At 62.9% G+C, this 18,184-nt stretch carries 16 protein-coding genes; 2 read left to right on the top strand and 14 right to left on the bottom strand.

The window, feature by feature from the left end:
- Positions 1-66: 66 nt before the first annotated feature.
- The gene (locus RFER_RS09390; RefSeq protein WP_011464152.1) at positions 67-306 is read left to right on the top strand and encodes a hypothetical protein; all 240 of its coding nucleotides are present in this window, start codon (positions 67-69) and stop codon (positions 304-306) included.
- Here RFER_RS09390 and RFER_RS09385 read toward each other — a convergent pair.
- From RFER_RS09385 to osmF, 4 genes are read right to left on the bottom strand one after another with little or no spacing between them, the layout of a single operon-like run.
- Positions 295-1,065 (bottom strand): ABC transporter permease, encoded by a 771-nt coding sequence (locus tag RFER_RS09385; RefSeq protein WP_011464151.1) that lies wholly within the window; start codon positions 1,063-1,065, stop codon positions 295-297. The two genes, RFER_RS09390 and RFER_RS09385, sit on opposite strands and share 12 nt — an antisense overlap.
- Entirely contained in the window at positions 1,062-1,994 is a 933-nt protein-coding gene (locus RFER_RS09380; RefSeq protein ID WP_011464150.1) for an ABC transporter ATP-binding protein, read from the bottom strand. The genes RFER_RS09385 and RFER_RS09380 overlap by 4 nt, the downstream gene beginning before the upstream one ends.
- Positions 1,987-3,165, bottom strand: coding sequence for an ABC transporter permease (locus RFER_RS09375; RefSeq protein WP_011464149.1), 1,179 nt, complete (start codon positions 3,163-3,165; stop codon positions 1,987-1,989). The genes RFER_RS09380 and RFER_RS09375 overlap by 8 nt, the downstream gene beginning before the upstream one ends.
- Positions 3,166-3,209: 44 nt before the next feature.
- Entirely contained in the window at positions 3,210-4,136 is a 927-nt protein-coding gene (gene osmF / locus RFER_RS09370; protein ID WP_011464148.1) for a glycine betaine ABC transporter substrate-binding protein OsmF, read from the bottom strand.
- A gap of 402 nt (positions 4,137-4,538) precedes the next feature.
- Here osmF and RFER_RS22970 point away from each other — a divergent pair, with 402 nt between their 5' ends.
- A complete protein-coding gene (locus tag RFER_RS22970; RefSeq protein ID WP_011464147.1) occupies positions 4,539-6,101 on the top strand; it encodes a glycoside hydrolase domain-containing protein in 1,563 nt (520 codons plus the stop codon).
- A 69-nt stretch (positions 6,102-6,170) separates the two neighbouring features.
- Here RFER_RS22970 and RFER_RS09360 read toward each other — a convergent pair whose 3' ends face one another.
- The 10 genes from RFER_RS09360 to mdcA form a co-directional block, all read right to left on the bottom strand.
- Complete coding sequence (locus tag RFER_RS09360; protein ID WP_011464146.1) at positions 6,171-7,181, bottom strand: patatin-like phospholipase family protein; 1,011 nt, start codon at positions 7,179-7,181, stop codon at positions 6,171-6,173.
- Between the two features lie 100 nt (positions 7,182-7,281).
- Positions 7,282-8,490, bottom strand: a complete 1,209-nt coding sequence (locus tag RFER_RS09355; RefSeq protein WP_011464145.1) for a hypothetical protein — start codon at positions 8,488-8,490, stop codon at positions 7,282-7,284.
- Positions 8,491-8,511: 21 nt separating this feature from the next.
- Positions 8,512-11,769 carry a hypothetical protein gene (locus RFER_RS09350; RefSeq protein WP_011464144.1) on the bottom strand — a complete coding sequence of 1,086 codons (3,258 nt, stop codon included), beginning with the start codon at positions 11,767-11,769 and terminating at the stop codon, positions 8,512-8,514.
- A gap of 199 nt (positions 11,770-11,968) precedes the next feature.
- Entirely contained in the window at positions 11,969-12,892 is a 924-nt protein-coding gene (gene mdcH, locus RFER_RS09345) for a malonate decarboxylase subunit epsilon (RefSeq protein ID WP_011464143.1), read from the bottom strand.
- The gene (mdcB, locus tag RFER_RS09340; RefSeq protein ID WP_011464142.1) at positions 12,889-13,845 is read right to left on the bottom strand and encodes a triphosphoribosyl-dephospho-CoA synthase MdcB; all 957 of its coding nucleotides are present in this window, start codon (positions 13,843-13,845) and stop codon (positions 12,889-12,891) included. Before mdcB ends, mdcH begins: the two co-directional genes overlap by 4 nt.
- An 8-nt stretch (positions 13,846-13,853) precedes the next feature.
- Positions 13,854-14,549 (bottom strand): malonate decarboxylase holo-[acyl-carrier-protein] synthase, encoded by a 696-nt coding sequence (gene mdcG / locus RFER_RS09335; RefSeq protein ID WP_011464141.1) that lies wholly within the window; start codon positions 14,547-14,549, stop codon positions 13,854-13,856.
- A gap of 28 nt (positions 14,550-14,577) precedes the next feature.
- On the bottom strand, positions 14,578-15,276 hold the full coding sequence (mdcE, locus tag RFER_RS09330) for a biotin-independent malonate decarboxylase subunit gamma (protein ID WP_011464140.1): 699 nt from the start codon (positions 15,274-15,276) through the stop codon (positions 14,578-14,580).
- Entirely contained in the window at positions 15,273-16,160 is an 888-nt protein-coding gene (locus tag RFER_RS09325; protein ID WP_011464139.1) for a biotin-independent malonate decarboxylase subunit beta, read from the bottom strand. The genes mdcE and RFER_RS09325 overlap by 4 nt, the downstream gene beginning before the upstream one ends.
- Positions 16,157-16,489: a malonate decarboxylase acyl carrier protein gene (mdcC, locus tag RFER_RS09320; protein ID WP_011464138.1), complete on the bottom strand. Its 333-nt coding sequence runs from the start codon at positions 16,487-16,489 to the stop codon at positions 16,157-16,159. The genes RFER_RS09325 and mdcC overlap by 4 nt, the downstream gene beginning before the upstream one ends.
- A 17-nt stretch (positions 16,490-16,506) precedes the next feature.
- The gene (gene mdcA / locus RFER_RS09315; RefSeq protein WP_011464137.1) at positions 16,507-18,183 is read right to left on the bottom strand and encodes a malonate decarboxylase subunit alpha; all 1,677 of its coding nucleotides are present in this window, start codon (positions 18,181-18,183) and stop codon (positions 16,507-16,509) included.
- Between the last annotated feature and the right edge of the window lies 1 nt (position 18,184).

Raw genomic sequence — 18,184 nt, 5'->3', positions numbered from 1 at the left:
TTGGAATCTCATTTTTTGGAACTCCTTTGATGCTCGAATCTATAAGGTCTATTTATTCTATACCTTATGAACAAGCCGACCTTGAGCCCGACTTCACCGTCGCCCGACGGCGCAACCTGGTCGCCAGAGATCACCGGCATTTATGGAACAAAAATGGCTATAAGCCCTTATAAATACTGCGCAAACAGCTATATCAATGATAGCAACATTCGACTTGCCGACTGGGCCAGCGATGACCGTGACACCCTTTTGGTGTCGCGGGTATTGCCATTGACGTCAGCTGCGCTGGGCGGGTTACTGCGCTGACTGCCAGCGTCCCAGCCGCTGCACCAGCCTTTCAAAGCCCAGGTCGGTTACCACCGCAAGCAAACCCACCAGCACCGCGCCCTGCAGCACATACGCGGTATTAAAACCACTCAGGCCCACAATGATCGGCAGGCCCAGTGTCTTGGCGCCGACGGTCGAGGCAATGGCGGCGGTGCCGATATTGATAATGACCGAGGTGCGCACGCCCGCCAGAATCACCGGGGCGGCCAGCGGCAGCTCAACGCGCAGCAGGCGCTGCCAGGGGCTCAGCCCCAGGCCCTCAGCGGCTTCGCGCGCCGCCGGGGGCACCGAGGCGATACCGGCCAGGGTGCTTTGCAGCACCGGCAGCAAACCATACAGGGCGAGCGCGATCAGGGCCGGCGCTTCGCCAAAACCCACCACAGGAACCGCCACGGCCAAGACCGCCACCGGCGGAAAGGTCTGCCCGGCGGCCACCACGGTTTCAATCAGCGGGCGAAACTCGCGTCCGCTGGCCCGCGTGGCAAAAATCCCCGCGGCCACACCGACGATGACGGCAAAACCGCTGGACAGACCGACGATTTTCAGGTGCGCCAGCGTCAGCCCCAAAAAGCTGTCCTGCGCGTACACCGGCCGCTCCAACGCCGGAAACAGCGCGGCAAACAGGGGCTTGAGCCACGCCATGCCAAAGACCAGCAGCAGCAAGGCAGCCAAGGCCCAAGGCAAGGGATCGCGAGCCCAGGCACGGCCGCTGGCGCTGACAGGCGCTGCGCCGCTCATGGCCGCAGGTCCAGCAGGTCAGAGAAGTCGATCACGCCCAGGGCCTGGCCGTCGCCGTCCACCACCGGCAAGCGGTCAACCCGGCGCGACAAAAACATCGACAAGGCCTCACGCAAGCTCGAACTCGCCAACACCGGCGCGCCAGCGGCGTGCTCGCCCGCCCGCAGGCGCGTGGCCACGCTTTGCAGGCCCAGCAGTTTGATGCCGACATCGCTGCGGCCAAAAAAATCGCTCACGAAGTCATTGGCCGGACTTGAGAGCATCTGCAGCGGCGTGCCGCTTTGCACGATGCGCCCCTGGTCGAGCAAGACGATGCGCGTGGCCAGACTCAGTGCTTCGTCAATGTCATGCGTGACCAGCACAATGGTCTTGTCAAACGCCTTGTGAATGCGTGCAATCTCCAGTTGCAGCGCGGCCCGCGTCACCGGGTCGAGCGCGCCAAACGGCTCGTCCATCAGCAGCACTTCGGGGTTGCCCGCCAGTGCCCGCGCCACGCCCACGCGCTGCTGCTGGCCGCCCGAGAGCTGGTGCGGATAACGCTTGCGGTACAGCGTAGCGTCAAGTTGCAGCAGCGTCATCAGCTCCGTCACGCGGTCGTGGATGCGGCTTGGCGGCCATTTGAGCAGGGTCGGCACCGTGGCAATATTTTTCTCGACGCTCCAGTGCGGAAACAGCCCGACCGACTGGATCGCGTAACCCATGCGACGCCGAAGGTCTTCGGGCCGAAAACTGCGAATCTCGTCGCCGGCAAACGTGATGCGGCCGCTGTCATGCTCCAGCAGCCGGTTGATCATCTTGATCAAGGTGGATTTACCCGAGCCCGAGCTGCCCAGAATCACGGTGAACTCGCCGCGCGCAATATTCAGGCTCAGGTCTTCGATGGCCTTCACGCCGTTGAAGCCTTTGGAGACATGCTGCAGTTCAATCATTGTCGGGCTCCAGCGCCAGGGCAAGGGCCTTGAGCAAGGCGTCCACCGCCACGGCCATGGCCACCACCGGCAGCACGCCGAGCAGCACCAGATCGAGCGCACCGCTGAGCAAACCCTGAAACACGATGGCGCCGAAACCGCCCGCGCCGATCAAGGCCGCCACCACCGCCATGCCAATGGTCTGGACCGTGGCCACGCGCAGCCCCGAGAGAAAAATCGGCAAGGCCAGGGGCAGCTCGACGCGCCAGAAAATCTGCCGCGCCGTCAAGCCCATGCCGCGCGCCGCTTCAATCACCGGCGCAGGCACCTGGCTCAGCCCGGCGGCGGTGCTGCGCACGACCGGCAGCAGGGCATACAGCGTCAGGGCAATCACGGCCGGGGCCAGGCCTATGCCCTTGATGCCCAGTTGGGCCAGCACCGGCACGCTGGCTGCCAGCAGCGCCAGCGGCGCCATCAGCAAGCCAAACAGCGCAATCGAGGGCACGGTTTGAATCACGTTGAGCACGGCAAACAAGGGTGGGCGCAGCGCGCGCGACCTGTTTGACGCCAGGCCCAGCGGCACGCCAATCAGCAACGCGGGCAGCAGGCTGGCCAGCACAATTTGCACATGCTGCCACAACGCCGTGGTGAAGACATCCTGCCGGTTGGCGTATTCCTTGAGCAGCGACAAATCCTTGAACGCGCCGCCGCCAAGCAGCAGCCCCAGCGGCACGATGACGACGCCGGCGCCAAGCAGGCGCCAGCTCGGCTTCAAGGCCAGCCGCTGTATCGCGTCGGCCGCCGCCAGCCAGCTGAAAACGGCCAGCAGCCAGAACGCACCGCCCAGGGACGTGCGGGCGATCGCGCCCGACTGGCCCGCCAGCTGCGTTGCGTGGTCCGCCGCCAGCCCCGCCAGGCCAGTCAGCAGCAGCGTTGCCGCCAGGCAAACAATCATCTGTGTGCTGCGCGTCGGGCGCGTGAAAATGGCTAGCACCAGCAACAGGGCGGGCAGCAAGACCAGCCAGGCCAACCAGGAGCCGATGGGGCGGCCCGCTGTGGCGCTGACAAGTTGCGCCAGCGGTATACCGGTGCCAGCGGCCAGTCGATTGGGCGCGTGCGTCAAAAATGGCAAGCCCAGCGCTGCAACCAGGCCAGCCAGGACCAGCACAGCCACTACGCGGTTTTTGACCATTCCATCAATCGCGTGGCCCTACAGCGCAGCAACGCAGCAGCGTCTCACTTGATGAAGCCCTTGGCCCGCAGGTAATCGGCGGACACTTTTTTGGCGTCTTGCCCTTCCACCGCGATTTTTGCGTTGAGCGCTTGCAGCGTCGGGCCGTCCAGCGTCTTGAAAACCGGTGCGAGCAGATCCCTGATCTTCGGGTAGCGTGCCAGCGTTTCCGCGCGGATCAGCGGTGCCGGCGCGTAGATCGGCTGAATGCCTTTGGGGTCGTCCAGCACCACCAGTCCCAAAGCGGCAATTGCGCCGTCAGTGCCATAGGCCATGGCGGCGTTGACGCCCGAGGTCTGCTGGGCGGCGGCCTTGATGGTCACGGTGGTGTCGCCGCCGGCCAGCGTCAGGAGCTGGTCCTGCTTGAGCTTGAAGCCATAGGCGGTCTGGAACGCGGGCAACGCGTCGGTGCGCTCGATAAATTCAGCTGAAGCGGCCAGCTTGAACTGGCCGCCTTTGGCCAGCCACGGTCCCAAGTCGGCGAGCGACTTGACTTTGTTGCTGGTGGCTACATCCTGGCGCAGCGCAATGGCCCAGGTGTTGTTGGCCGGGGCGGGCTCCAGCCAGACGATCTTGTTTTTGTCGGCATCGAGCTTTTTCACCAGCTCGTAACCCGCCTTGGCGTTTTTCCAGGCCGGGTTTTTTTCATCGGAAAAGAAAAAAGCACCGTTGCCGGTGTACTCCGGATACAGGTCAATCTCACCCGCGGTGATGGCGCCGCGCACGATTTTGGTGGCACCCAGTTGCACCTTGTTCTCGGTTTTGATGCCGTTGGCCTCCAACACCTGAATCATCATATTGCCCAGCAAGGAGCCCTCGGTGTCAATTTTTGACGCCACGCGAACAGGGGCTTGGGCAAATACCGAGGCCGATGCAAGAAGCAGGATGGGAGTGCAGCGGATCAGCCAGCGACGGGACAACAACGTGTTCATACAAAAGCCTTTCAGAAGAGGTGGAGCGCGCAGGACAAGCAACACTAGCGCAGGTTTCTACCGCATTGCAAACACACATGTGCGGGTTTTCAGTTTATAGCGTGAATCGGCAGACGGCGACGTGGCGCCAGGTCCGTGCACAAAAAAGACGAGGTTTCGACGCACGGGGTACAGCAGTAATATGCTATCTAATGTATAGCTACTAACGTATATTAAACGGGGGCTAGAGGCCTAAAAGTCTAAGATCAGCTTTGAGAATTCATGGTCACGCCGGCCGCGCCCCAAGAGGGGTTCAGCACTTGCCCAGCTGAGCGGGATTGGCTACGCTCTCTCCTGCAGTGCAGTACCTGTTCAAGATTGATCATTTCATACGCCACTGATGCGTTCAATAAGGGAGGCAACATGCTTGAGGGAATTTCCACCAACCGCCTCTGCGACAGCTCGGCCACTTGCCTGGTGGCGGCCGGCAAGGCTTTTGTGATCCGTTACTACTCGCGCACCACGAAGCAGCCCGAAAAGCAACTTCGCCCGAAGGAGGCCGCCGAGATGGCGCGCGCCGGGTTGCAGATTGCAGTCGTCTACCAGGACCGCGCCCGGCTCACCGAAGATTTCAATCTGGCGCGCGGCCAGCTTGATGGTGCCAGCGCCTTTGCCAGCGCCGGGCAGATCGGCCAGCCAGCCGGCAGCGCAATCTACTTCGCGGTCGATGTCGATTTCAGCGCAGCGCAGATCAAAACGTTCGTGCTGCCGTATTTCAAGGGCGTGCGCGCTGCGCTGGACGCGGCGTCTGGCGGGGTTTCACACTACAAGCTGGGCGTCTATGGGTCGGGCCTGGCGTGCCGGCTGCTGAAGAAAACCGGCCTGGTTGAGCTCACCTGGCTCGCCGAAGCGACCGGATGGGCCGAATCAAAAACGTATACGGCCTGGGATATCAAACAATTCGTCACCAACCAGGACCTTTGCAGCATCGGCAACGGCTGGCAGCGTTGTACCGCGCTGCCAGCGTTCGGTCAGTTCCAGCCCGCGGGCTTTGAGGTCAAGGCAGGAGAAGGCGAACTGATGAAAGTCAGCGCAACCCAGTTGAACCTGCGCTTTGTGCCGACCGCCGACGCCAACACCCCACTTGCGACCTTGCCGCATGGGACGCTGTTGCGGGTGCTCGGTGTGTCGGCACCGGGGTGGGTGCGCGTGCGTGTGACGCTCAATGGTGCCACCTTCATCGGTCACGTCAAGGCGAGTTTCCTGGAGGCCGCACCTGGGCTGCCGCCGGCGCCGGCGCCGAACCCACAAATTCCGGCCGTGTACTGGAAGGAAGACAACCGCTCGGCCACGCGCCAATCGACCGGCGGCTTGGCTTCGCCGATCGGCGAGGCCGGGCGGCCGACACGCGATCCAAATGCAGTTGCCGCCTTGCGAAAGCAGCAGCTTGCCGCGATCGGTGATTGGCTGGACGTTGAACACAGCGCTCGCTACGCGGGCCGGGACGGCGTGACCTTCTGTAATGTCTACGCGGCCGACTACTGCTATCTGGCGGCCGCTTACCTGCCGCGCGTGTGGTGGACCAGCCCCGCCATCGCGAGGATGGCTGCTGGCCAGGCCGTCACAGCTGCCTACGCAGAGACGGTGCGCGAGATGCGCGCCGATGACCTGTACCGCTGGCTGCTCGATTACGGCGCGATGTTCGGCTGGCGCCGTGTGGCCGACGCGACCGCACTTCAGAGCACGGCGAACGACGGCGGGATAGGCATCATTTGCGCTGACCGCGCCGCCGAGGGCCGCCCAGGTCACATCACTGTTGTCGTGCCTGAAGACGCAGGTAACACCGCTCAACACGACGCCGCGGGCAATGTCGATCAGCCGCTGCAGAGCCAGGCCGGCGCCGTCAACAAGCGCTTTGGAAGCGCGGGACGCAACTGGTGGCTCGGAGCTGCCTTCATTGACCACGTGTTCTTTGTGCACGACTGAAGGCTGCGGCGTTTTTTTCCCATCCCGGTTCAGCGACGGGCAAGGCCGTCCTTTGAGCTGTCGCCAGAATTATTGAATCAGCTCGGGCGCATAGCCCCTGATGCGCGATTCCACGAGGGCACCGCCATGACGAATCAGCACCGCTCTTTGCGCCGCATTGAGCGCCATGAGATTTGTCGCAATAGAACCGGCAAACTGCGCATCACCGTCTTGCGCTTGCCCGACCACGCTGTCGATCGAGAACCACATGGGCTTGGGCCCGAGGCCGGCTTTATGCCGATGCTCCATGCGGTCGAACTCAAGCCCCCGAATCTGTTCCATCATGATGTCGAGCGCCGCCTTCAAAACCATGGCGCCGGACTCGGTAGGCTGTGCATCATTGGCAAAGGGCTTTCCGCCATCGCTGACGATCAGGTAGTCGAGCGCGTTGCGCGCACGCAGGGTCGGATTCACGCCCATGTTGTCGTAAACACCCCCATCGGCCAGCGTGACATAGTCAACTTGAGAGGCCGGGATGTATTCCGGGGACTCCAGTCGCAGCGGAGGAAACACAGGCGGGAACGCCGACGATGCGGCCACCGCTCTTGCCAGGCTGAAATCGGGGCCTGGCACGACACCAAGTTCATGCTCCCCCATCTCTTCCGGACCAGCGCCCCCGGCGACAAAGAAAAACATGTTGCCGGTCGCCAGGTTGGTGGCGTTGAGATAGATCCGCGGCCCGCCGCGAAGCGCGCTCAACCTGGCCCCCTTGAAGAGGTCGCGGTCATAGGTGCCGGCCAGCTTGTCCAGGCGACTCTCGAACGGATCAAGAATGCCGCCGATGACGGAGCTGACGGCGATGGAGCGGGTGGCCAGGTAGTTTTCGAGCTCATCCAGGACCGATGCCTTGCCCCAGTTCAGCGCCACAAAGGCGCCTGCGATGCTGCCGCCACTCACGCATGACAGCAGGTCAATGGATGCAAACAGCCCGAGGCTCTGCAGCTTTCGCATGACCCCCAGATGGAAGGCTGCCGCCCGGAAACCGCCACCGGACAAAGCGAGCCCGATTCTGCGTTGTTGCCCGTTGATGCTGATGCTCATTTGTTCCCCCGACTAAAACTGGCACAAGAAACCAGTTGCACTCTATGACCGGCGTTTCACCACAGCTTGACATTTCGCAACTGCCCATAAATCGGAGACATCAGAGAAAAAGCGACAAGCCTTTGGGATGAAACGCCTGGTAGCGGCGCGCCTGCTGGTCAGCGGGATCGCTCCACGCCGCGGTGGTCTCGGTCAGGTAGTTGAAGTGCAGCTGTGGTTTGCCCTGACCGGCATGCTCACTCAGGAGCAGTTCGAGCGCGCGCACGTGCGGGTGACGGAACACGGCACCGCTGGTGGACACGAGGTAATGCTGGCAGCGAAGTTTGCGCAGCAGCGCGGCGCTCGTATTGGCGACGCTCCCGTGATGCGGCAGCTTGAAGCCGGTGAGCGAAAGCCGCTTGTCCTGCCCCGACAACAGCTGGTTCACCGAGGCTTCCAGCACAGACGGCCAGGCATCACCGGCGAGCAAAAACCGGACTTTCGGCTGGTCATTCGGGTATTCGAGCAGCACCGCGATGCTGCTGCCGTTGGCACGGCTGGCGTCACCACCGAAGGGCGCATCCGCGCCCGCCTCGCCGTCGCCGCCACCCAGCGTGTCGTCCAGCCCCGCCGCCAGATCCCGCCCAGCCGGGTCCGGCAGCTCAAAACGGTCCTCGATGGGCTCGCCGTCCGCGCCCAGCACGTCGCCGAGCGGGCGCAGATTGCGCGCGCCCTCCAGCGCCTGGCGCAAGGCTGCCTCGTCGCCCGACGCCACGCCCGCCTTGCGCAATTCGTCCCGCCAGCAGTCCTTGAGTTCAAGCAGCCGCTCATGGTCGGGGGACAGCAGCGTCAGTCGGCAGTCCCCCGGCAGATCGACCACCGGCAGCTTGCCCGCCGTGCGATCGATCGCCGCCAGGGCATCGGTCAGGCCGACGTTCCACACCTGCTTGCCGGTCCGCTTTTCATAGTCGGCGATCAGCATGCCGAGCATTTCACCCTGCAGTGCGCCGAGCGGCACGCCGGCCGGATCAACAACCTGGTTCAGTTGCTCGCGGCCATTGAACCAGATGCGCTCGAAGCGGCAGTTCAGCGCTTGGGCGTCCTGCAACAGGCGCACGATACCTTCGATGTGGTCGGCATCGATGTGGGTGATGATGAGCAGCTCGAAATGGCGCTCATCGGCCGGCAGTTGCAGGATGCGCTCGCGCAGGGCCGGGTAGGTGTGGGCCGGCCCGCCATCGATGAGTATGCGCCGGACCTGCTGGGCATTGCCATATTCAATCCACAGACAATCGCCGTGCGCGGCGGGCAGCATCTCGATACGGAACATGAATCGTCTCCCGGTAAAGTGTCAAGCGTGGCCGACAGGCGCTCGGGGCGTCAGGCGCCATTCGGCATCGCCAAGCGCAACCAGGCACAGCGCCATCAGGTAGCCACGCCCGAGCATGCGACGGCGCACGCGGCGCATGATCGTGCCGAAATCGGCCTGTGCATCTTCCACGGCCACGAGTTCAGCGACCAGCTCCCGCGCCAGCGGCGCCGCATGGCGGCCGAGGATCTGTGCCAAGGTGCCGAGCACGATGGACGCGTGTTGCTGCTGGATGAGTTGCGTCATCTCAACATAGCCGGTCTCAGTCTCGCCCGCAGTCTGGCAGCCCAGCAGCAGCACGATCGGTCCCGGATCGCGGCCATCCAGATTCACGTACTGCCGGTCGATCTGCCCACGGCTTAACTTTCCGAGGTCCTCGGCCAGTTGCTCATCACCAATTTCCAGATAGTCGAGTGCCGCCTGGATGCCGTGGTGCGGCAGCAGCAGCAAAAGCGATGGATGCGCCTGCATGGCTTTCTTCCACTGCGTCCAGTCATCGGCCACGAACAGGCGCCCGAAGCTCTGCTGCAAAACCTCTTGCGTCGCCCGTCTCTCGTCCTCTGGAACCAGATGGCTGCTAGCGAAGGCCACAGAATCGATCACCGGCAGGCTGCGCCGCCCCGCCCCAGGCGACGACGCCTGCCCCGCATCGCCCAAGGCAAGGCGTTCGATGATCTTGCGCAGCGACCAGAAACCGAACGGGCAGATGACGGACGCGCCGCTGCGCTGATCGTCCGCTGCCGGCACGCTGCAGACCGGGCAGGCGCCAGCCCCAGCCTTCAAGGCTTCCAGCCCGGACGCGCAGAGCTTGGCGTCACTGACCGGGTAGCCGCGGTCATAGACGAATTCCAGCGGCACGTAGGTATTGGGCTCATGGTTCAACACCTGGATACGCTCGCCCGGGTCTGTGAAGCCCTGGCTCAGCAGGTGGTTGTACAAGCCCGCCCCGTGACGCGCCATGTCGCGCAACAGCACGCGAACGTTGGGGTCGTCCGCATCGAGCACGTCCTGCGCACGGGCACCCGCTCCTTCCGCAATACCGGCCTGGTCCTGCGCCGCCTGCCGCCGCACGACCAGCTTCTCGGTCGTGAAAAGCGTTTCGTTCAACCACTTGATCGCCACCTTGGCATCTCCGAGGTTGAAGCTGCCGCCGCCCTGGCCGCCGAACACACGCAGGCTGGAAGGCGCCGGTGCAGCAGCGTCTTGTGCCGCAAGCGCGCGCTCGTCGCCAAAGACAAAGACGGCATCGACCGGCTGGCTGTCCGCCAGCTCGATCACTTCGCGTCGACTGGCCTGAACCCGAACTCGTACCTCGTGTTGCGGCCCCTGCGCCTCGTCGGGCGCCAGCGCGAACGCTTCCAGGCGCACGGCCTCGAAGGTCCGACCGCGGTAACGGAACATGATCTCGGCGCTGACGTAGCGCTCACCCTCGGGCACATGGATGTGCAGATCGCAATCCCCGCTGCGCGCGGTGCGCTCGGGCGGCAGCAGCATCGGCTTGCTGTCGGTATGGTCCTGCCCGCTCCCGTCGCGCCACACGAGTTGCACCGTCAGCAGCAAGCCTTCGGGCCCGATGTCCACCCGCTGGATGGCTTTGTCCGCCGCGGCGGCATCTTTTTCCGGCAGGCCGATCCAGCAACGAATGATGTTGTCGGCACCGGTGACGAAGGTGTTGCGTCGCGTCTTGTCGTGCAGGATGTGCGCGTTGACCGTGCGCCTCTCAACCTCCGCCATTTCCTCTGGCGCCGCCATCGCTGCCCCCGCCATGGCAGGTGGCGCCATGGCAGGTGGCGCCATGGGCGGTGGCGCCATCTTCCGTGGCGCGATACTCTTTGCCGGCGGCGCTGATTCTCTGGGCGCCATGCTCTTGGCCGCCAGGTAAACCGTGTCGTCAATCAACTCTTCGCGGCCGGTGAACCCGCTGCCAGCGGGGCCCGCACCGCGCATGGGCGAACCTGCCCGACCGCCCTGGCAGTCCGCTGCCACACCCAGCAGGTGCAGGATGCGCAGGCGCTCCGCCACGCTGCGCTCGGGCGTCAGCAAGCTGGCAAGTTGAGCGATCAGATGCTCGGCCCGATCGCGGGCAATGATCCAGGCGAACTGCCCGTCGTCAAGCGCGGGGCGTTGCGCGCCCAACTGTCCGGCAGTGAGGTCCGCAACCGGCAAGTCGTCATTCACGGGGCAACGCCCGATCAAGTCGACGATGCCGTTGCCCAGCACCGAGGCCACCGGGACCTCGGAACCCAGTGCCAGCGCGCGCTGGTTACCTTGTGCCAACACATCCCGGATCAGGCTGGCGACACTTTCTGGGGGCAGGTAGTTGAGCGCATCGAATTCACTTGGCGCACGCCGTCCGACGAACAGCGCATCCGGTAGCTGCGCCCGAACAGCCAGGGCCAGATTGACCTGATCGGACGACGCTGTCGACCCGGTCGCCGAAGCCAGGATCGGTGCCAGTTTCTCAGTGGCCGCCAGCGGCGTACCTTCGGCGTCCGCGATCCCTGTGGTGGCCCACACGGTCAGTCGCAGCAAGCGCTGCGTGGCAGCGTCGGGCTGCCGGTTCGTGGGCGCGGCGTCCCGCCGCGCGAGCAGCTCCAGCAGATGGGCTCGCATCGCTTCGGGTATCGGGCGGATACGCGCGATGGCGCTGTAGGCCGTCCACGGACTGCCAAAAAATAGTCCAGGCTCAGGCGCCTCGCCGGACAAGAAGGCATCAAGCGGCCGAAACTCGCCCAGCCGTGCCAGCACCAGTGCACGCCAGAACAAGGCTGTCTCGCCCTGCGCCAGCGCAGTCTCGTCATGAGTCGCCATCACGTCCTCGACCGTGATCACATCCTCGACCGGCATCGCCGCCAGCCATTCGAATTTTTCAAGGCGCCCGCCGCGCACCTGGGCCAGCAACGGCAGGATCCGCGATCGATCGCCAGCGACGTCAAGCGCCGCCGCAAGCGCATCGCGGTCGACCTCGTCACCACCTTCGACCATGCGACGCAAATGCTCGCGCAGCGAACGCAGCGGAATGCGCACAGCCAGCGCCAGCGCCTGGCGGCGCGCCAGCGAACCCGCCGGCTGTGCCTGGACGATCCGCCAGTTCGCCTCGGCCATGCGCTGCCAGGCAGGCAGGCTCAGCGGGAAGCGACCGGCCGCATCCAGTGCGGCGATGCGCACCATGACATCCGGGTCGTTGGCTGCAACAGACAACAACGGAGCCAAGAAGTCAGGCTGAAGTTGCGCCGTCATGCTGAGCTCTGCCCTAATAGTGCAAAACCCATGCCCCGCTTTTCATGATTTTTGGTTGTGGCCACTCTCACCTCCATGACGCCTTGCACGACCCGCCGATTGCACTCTATGGTCATAGTTTCCGAATGGCTTGACATTTCGCAAGGACAGAGAGGAGATTCAACCGCGCCAAACGAAGCAGTCCGAATCAATGCGGGTCTCATGAACTGAAGTGCATCCCAACCCATTGCGCAGCGCCCTTGGGCCCCTGAAACTCATCCAGCGACCGTGCCGGGATATCAGGATAGCGTTCGTTCCACATCCGCGCCAACGCTGACCCTGCCCCAATTTCAAGCACACAGGAGACTTGCCGCTCGGCCAGGGCCTCCATGCAAGAGGACCATCGCACCGTGCAGGCGAGTTGCTGACCTAAAGCCTGACGCAGCTCTGCCGGTTGTCTGCTGAGAACGCCATAAGCATTGGTGGCAATTGGACAAAAAGGCGCGGCAAAAGGCAGTGCGCTCAGCACATCGGAAAAGGCGTGGGCTGCTTGTGCCATCCAGGACGAATGCGAGGCCACGCGCACATCCAGACGCTTGCATACAGCACCAGCAGCCCCCAGTGCCAGCGCGGCTTGCGACAAGGCATCATCCGTTCCAGCAAATACGGCCTGACTTGGATTGACCCGGATCGCGCATTCAAGTCCAAGACCTGCACTCACTGCAAGCACCCTGCCCTCTGAAATACCAGACACTGCCAGCAAGCCGGTATGGAGGCCAGAAACCGCTTGATCCATCAGCGCAGCGCGCTGCGCCGCCAGCGCGATGGCTTGATCTGTCGAGAACACGCCGGCACACGCAAACGCTGACAACTCGCCAACACTGTAGCCGGCGACAACGGCTGGTGCTTGGGGCAACTTGTCCTTGACAGCCGCCCACGCGGCCAAAGAGGTGCCGGTGATCAGCACCTGTGCAAAGGCATTGTTGCTGCGGCACCCCTCATCCTGGATCGCTGTTCGCCAATTGGCACCGAGGCAAAGACCCATGGCATGCAAGGCATCAGCGGCCATGGGATCGGTGTCAAGCCAGGGCAACATGGTCGGGTGCTGACTGGCCTGACCCGAAAAGACAAGGGCATAAGTCATGGTGCAAACACCGGCATTTCATGTCGTGACCAGGCCACTCGACCCTCGCTGATGGATGTTGCAGATGGCTCGGCCAGGGTCGCTCGCCGCAGCGACTCAACCCAGCAAGCGCTGGCCAACACGTCAGCGGAACCGCCCGGTGACAGCCTGCGCTCGACAAAAGTGGTGTGGATGGCACGGGCATGCAGCAGCCAATCGGTTTGCATGACCCCGCGAGCGTCCAAAAATTTGCGGGCTGATGTCTGCACAAAACGCAGGCCGTCCATGCCGCCACGGTGAACGCAATTGGTGTCGTCGAGCTCGGCCATGGTGGCAAACAGGGCTTGCACGCGGGCGGCGCGATCTGTTGCCCCAGCTTGCAAAGCGGCTTGCAGCGCCGGCAGAGTGACTTCGAACAGCACCGGGAATGCCTGGGCCGCTTCTTCTCCCGCGCTACGCAGCTTAAAGCGTTGGGCCGCCTGTTGTCCATTGGAGTCAGGCGCTGCCAGGCGCGCCGCCCTGGCACGGTGCGCCAGGGTTTCGCCCCAGGTCGATAACAGGACGGCACGCAAATGTTGCGGCGTGAATACCAGGCCCTGTGCCTGCAACTGCCCGGCGCTGGCGCACAGCAAACCCAGGCCGAAAATCGCACCACGGTGGGTATTGATGCCGCGGGTAGCCGCCAGCATGCGGGCCTCTGCGTTTTTACCCAGGTTTTCCAGAACTGCAAACGGATGCCCGTCACGACCTGCCTGTGCCATGCGGGGAAAATAACCGCGCAAGGCAAACAAGCTGCGCACAAACGTCTCTGCGCTCATATCGGCATGGCTTCCGCAGTCACGAAACGAGACCAAACCCGGTTTTGGCTCCAGCGCTACTTCTGCGTAGAGTGCACGCACCGCGGCGAGCCCCAGTGTTTGTGCATCTGCAGCCATGGCGCGGCGCACAGCGGACGTCTCGGGAGTCGGTCCCATACCGCGCTTCAGGGCAACGCCAGAGCCGTTTCGGCTACGTCTTGCGGTGCACAAGCGCCCAACTCTTGCACCTCTGCCAGGGTTGCCAGCCGGATGTTTTGGCGGTCTTTCAGCAAGACCTGCGAGGTCTGCCCTGTCACCAGCCGTTGCAGCTCCCGCCAGGCGACGGCTTGCCCGCCTGGGAAGACAATTTCACCATCCAGCCGCCGCCCAAGCTCCACTTCAGCCAGCTGCGCCTGTACCCGACACGCCGTCTGAAAATCAGGCACCGCCAGGCTCAAGTCAAGGTCTGAACCGTCATGCAAGTAGGGCATGTTGGTGAGGAACTGCCAACCATGGGAACCATAGACATGGACCGTCACACCCCAGTTGGACAGCGCCAGGTCCAGATCCAGCGCGGCTGGCCCCCAATGGCAGGCGTGCGCGACTTGAAACAGCGTAGGAAAGACCCCAAAGGCAAGGACCTGATCCAGGCGCGCCGTCAGCGCCAGGCGCCGCCTGGACCAATGTTGGGGGGCCGGCAAACCCAGGCAAATCTGATCTGGCGCGGCTTCAACGCGCTGGCGGCACACCACCAGCGGCAAACTGGTACTTCGCCAATGCGCAAGAATGTGCTGCGCCTCATCGTCCCAAGGATGCGCTTGCATCTGCGCCCAAGCCTGTGCGTCAAGCCACACCAGTTGGTTACGCGCCAAGACTTTCATTTAATTCACAACCAAGGCATGCCATGACTCAAGCGTTGACAACACGCGCTGTGACCTGCGCGGCAAGCCTGCGCCCGCCACGTGCAGCGCCATCAGCGGCACGCGCGTCCAGGGTGGATGCATCCAGCAGCGCGGCCGACAGGCAGGCCTTCAGATCACCACTCCAGAGCGCGCGAATACCGCCCATGGCCACGTAGTTTTCCACCCCCGGCGCAAAAACCGGATTGGATTTTGAGAGTTCGGCAAGTCGCTGCTCGTCAATTTTGGTCACGCGCGCCATCGCCGGCAAACGCATGACACGAATCTCTGCCTCAGGCAAGGCGTAACAAGCGTCGGCCATCAAGCCGGAGGTAATAAAACCGCCGGACAGTGCCTGGTCGTAAACCAAACCAATCACGGGGTGATGCTGACGCCGCGCCAGCTCAACACAACAGCCCATGTGAGCCATGTAGCGATTAATGCCCAGCAGCTCATCGCGGTGGCGCAAGCGTTGACCCTGCGTGTCCACCAGCAACAAAATACCCCGCCCAGGATACTCGCGCACTGTGTTGAGCACCACGCGAGCCTGTGCCAGCGCGAGCTCTACCCCTATTGCCGCATGATTCGTGGTGCCCACCACCGTGAGAGTGCGTCCATTGAATTCGGCAGAGCCACTAAGCAGATCGCCATCGCGCTTGACTTCGTGCGAATTGCCAAAAAGTGCGGCAAGCAAGGTTTCCCAGTTCATGCCAGCTCCTTGGGGTTCAGTGCTTTCAAGACTGGCATCTGCCCGGCTTCCATATCGGCCACCCGTAACGGTTCAGCGACACCCGAGCGCTGCCAGATATCGAGTGCGTCGCGGCAGTCGCCGTAACGGCTCAAACGGCTGGCCAACAGGGCGTGTTCTGCCTCCATTGAGGCCAGACTCAAGGGCAAGGACTGGCCAAGCAAACCCATCGCGGCAGCACGAAATTGCGCCACGTCATCTTCCACCAGGACATCACAGTCACCCGTCAGGTAGCGATGCTTGCCACCGGTGGTGCGCCAAACCAGCGCGCGGTCACGCGAGTCAAATTCTTCAACCCCATTGGAGGATTCAATCACTTCGGGGCCTGACATGGCCAAACGGCCAATATCGCTCATCACCACATGGTCAGCGCAGCGAGCAATCAGCCCCATGCCGCCAAAGCAGCCGTTGGCGCCACCAATCAGCATGATCACCGGGACGCCTTGGGCACGCACATCAAGCAGGGCACGCATCACCTCTGACACCGCAATTAGCCCGGCATTGGCCTCGTGCAAACGCACGCCACCAGACTCAGCCAACACGATGACGGCAGCGGGTTGGACGACAAGCGCCCGTTTGAACAGACCGACCAGCTTGGCACCGTGCACTTCGCCCACGCCACCCCCCATGAATTCACCTTCCTGGGCCGCGACCAGGATGGCTTGGCCATCAAGCAAGCCACTGCCAATGACCACACCGTCGTCAAACGCCGATGGCACGCCCAGCAGCGCCAGGTGCGGGCTGACCACGCGCTCGGCCGGCCCCAGAATTTCGTGAAAGGTGTCGGCATCGAGCAAGTGCGTGACACGCTCACGGGCGGTGGATTCGGCAAAACTGCGGTTCATGTCGGGGCACCTGAAATTGCCTGCAAACCCGGAGGCAGCGCAGCCGCGGCCTGGTCCAGGCGCAAACTCACCACGGCGGGGGTGGCGCCCATGTCGTTGATGGAGACAGCGATCCCCGCCAGGCGATGACGGGCCTGAAAGTCGTGGACCACCGCCTCCCAAATCGGGCCAAAACCACAGGCCGATGTGGTGATGTCGATGGTGCACGTGGGGCCCCGATGAGGCTCCAACATCACCTCCAGATTGCCGGATCCCACCACACCCACCAGAACGGGTGTGAAGTGACCTGGCGCATGTTGCCCCGGAAATTCAAAGTGAAGTTTTTCCACGGATTCGTCCTTGCTACTTACCAATTGCGAAACCGTTTGGGCGGGTCATAAAGCCCGCCCGAGGCACGTACCAAATCGCGCATAGTGCGCGCCGCCAGCAGGCTGCGCGTGGCATCGCGCTTGTCGATGCCGATGTCTTCGGCGCGTTGAATAATGCCTCGGTCACGCAGGTTTTCTACCATGCGCCTGTCCCGCGCCAAGCCCACCGGGGTGTAGCCTGCCACGCCCCGAATAGCTTGTTCGCGTTCTTCGTCGGTGCGGCACAGCAGCAAGTTGGCAATGCCTTCTTCGGTCAGAATGTGGGTGACGTCGTCGCCGTAAATCATCACCGGCGGGATCTCCATATGGGCCTGTTCGGCTAACTGCCAGGCATCGAGCTTTTCCACAAAAGCGGGCTGCATGTGTTCCCGGAAGGTTTCCACGATTTGCACCACCAGTTTTTGCCCGCGTGGCATGGCGGACACGCCCGTGCGTCCCTGGTGCGCTTGCGCACCGGCTTTCAGCCAGGCAGGGGTCGCATGGCGGCGACCGCGTGCGTCAGCACCCATGTTGGGGGCACCACCAAAGCCGGCGATTCGCCCCAGAGTGGCAGTGGAGCTATGGCCGTTGAGGTCAATCTGCAAGGTGGAGCCAATGAACATGTCGCAGGCATAGTGGCCTGCCGCCTGGCACAGCGCCCGGTTGCTGCGCAAACTGCCATCTGCACCGGTAAAGAACACATCGGGTCTGGCCCGGATGTAGTTTTCCATGCCGAGCTCTGAGCCAAATGAATGCACCGACTCCACCCATCCCGCCTCGATAGCAGGGATCAGCGCCGGGTGTGGGTTAAGCGCCCAGTGATTGCATATTTTGCCCTTCAAACCAAGCGATTCGGCATAGGTGGGCAGCAAAAGCTCAATCGCCGCTGTGTCAAACCCGATGCCATGGTTGAGCCTCTGCACCCCGTATTCAGCATAGATGCCCTTGATCGCCATCATGGCCATCAGCACCTGGATTTCGGAGATTTGCGCTGGGTCGCGGGTAAACAGCGGCTCAATGACATTGGGCTTGGGCGCCAGGATGACAAAATCCACCCAGTCGCCGGGAATATCCACGCGGTCGACCGTCTCAACCAGCTCATTGACTTGCGCAATCACAATGCCGCTTTTGAACGCAGTGGCCTCCACGATGGCCGGTGTGTCTTCCGTATTGGGGCCCGTAAAAAGATTGCCATGCGCGTCAGCCGCTTGCGCGCAGACCAGCGACACGCGTGGTGTCAGGTCTACAAAGTAGCGGCTAAACAACTCCAGGTAGGTATGTATCGCGCCTATCTGGATTTGCCCGCCAGAAACCAGCTTGGCCAGGCGAGCGCTTTGTGGCCCGGAGAACGAGAAGTCGAGCTTGGAGGCGATGCCGCTCTCAAACACATCCAAATGTTCAGGCAAGGCCAATACCGACTGCACCATGTGCAGGCCGTGCACCTGCGCCGGGTTTAACTGCGCCAATGCGCGGGCCAAAAAATCGGCCTGCTTCTGGTTGTTGCCTTCCAGACAAACCCGGTCGCCAGGCTCCAGCACAGCTTCGAGCAGCTTGGTGGCATCTTCCGCCAATACCCGCTTGCCATGCAGGCGTGTACCCAAAACAGCCGCAGCGCGGCCCAGCCGCTGCGCACGTCCCTGTGCCTGCTGGTTCCAGCGCCCATTTGCTTGGTTCATG

The organism is Rhodoferax ferrireducens T118, from assembly GCF_000013605.1.
GTDB lineage: Bacteria > Pseudomonadota > Gammaproteobacteria > Burkholderiales > Burkholderiaceae_C > Rhodoferax > Rhodoferax ferrireducens.
This window is presented reverse-complemented; position numbering and strand designations above follow the sequence as displayed.